Annotated in this window: 1 pseudogene; it reads left to right on the top strand. The window is 68.5% G+C overall.

Features of this window, described 5'->3' with window-relative positions:
• Positions 1 to 433 precede the first annotated feature (433 nt).
• Positions 434 to 1271, top strand: a pseudogene (locus tag FJ980_RS32390) (Ppx/GppA family phosphatase); the annotation flags it as partial.

Below are 1271 nucleotides of genomic sequence, written 5' to 3'. Positions count from 1 at the left end.
GTTCATTGCCTGACTGCCATGCGTTGCGGGCCCGTTGCCTTCGCTGTCATTGCGGGAAAGCGGTCGGCGATTCCGATCGCTTTGCCCCCTCTATTTCAGAGATGCCTCATCGAAGCCGGCTATTCAACCGCCGGCCCTTGCCGCCATGGCAAGCCGCAATCGTTATCGTCGTCGAGAGGCGGAAAATCGACAGCCGAGCGGGAATATCGGCCCGGCCATGCGACCGTCCCCACACGCATTTGTGCTGAAAGTCGCTGTTTACCCCCACTTTGCGTAAGACGCGGCAGCGGGCGGTTTGCGGACAGCCCGGCAAAATTCGTGCCACGCGGCACTTGGTGATCCGGGCCGGCGCTGTTAGTCTGGCGGCAACTTGAAACAAAGAAGCGCCTGCTGCGTCCGTTCGCCGGTTCGCGCGGCGCCGGAAGGAACGACAGTGGAAGACCGCGACACCGGCGCCGGCGCGCCGGAGGTGGGCGCGTCCAGCGCTTCCCCGAGGCCGGCAGGCCCGGGGACCGCCAAATGGCAGCAACGCCGCCCGACGGAGCCACGCTCCGCCGACGGGCAGGCGAGCGACGCGAACCACCACCAAAAGGGCAAGGCCAAGAAAAGGCGCAAACGCCGGCGCGGGCGCAAGGTTTTTGCGCGCGACGATATCCGTCCCGCGGCGAATGGGGCGCCGGCGCCACGCGCCGCCGCGGCTGGCGCGGCGCCTGCAGGCATAGCCACACCGCCCATCGCGGTGGCTCGGCCCGAACCGGGGGCCCGTCGCCCGACGATGCCGGAATTGCCGGTATTTGCCGCGCTCGATCTCGGCACCAACAATTGCCGGCTGCTGGTCGCCGTGCCGGCGCGTCATGGCCAGTTTCGTGTCATCGACGCCTTTTCGCGCATCGTGCGACTGGGCGAGGGGCTCACGGCCAGCGGCCGCCTCGGCCAACCGGCGATGGACCGCGCGGTCGAGGCCCTGAAGGTCTGCGGCGAGAAACTGCGCAACCGCAAGATCAGGAAGGCGCGGCTGATCGCCACCGAGGCCTGCCGCTCGGCGGCGAACGGCGTCGAGTTCCTGGAGCGCGTCGAGCGCGAGGCTGGCCTCAAGCTCGAAATCATCGACCGACAGACCGAAGCGCGGCTGGCGGTGTCCGGCTGCGGTTCGCTGGTCGAGCGCGACACGCAGGGCGTCGTGCTGTTCGACATCGGCGGCGGCTCCTCCGAGATCGCGCTGATCGATCTCACCGGCCGCCGCTCGCCGCGGCTCGCCAACCATATCGTGT

The sequence above is a fragment of the Mesorhizobium sp. B1-1-5 genome (genome assembly GCF_006443065.1).
Classification (GTDB): Bacteria; Pseudomonadota; Alphaproteobacteria; order Rhizobiales; family Rhizobiaceae; genus Mesorhizobium.
This window is presented reverse-complemented; position numbering and strand designations above follow the sequence as displayed.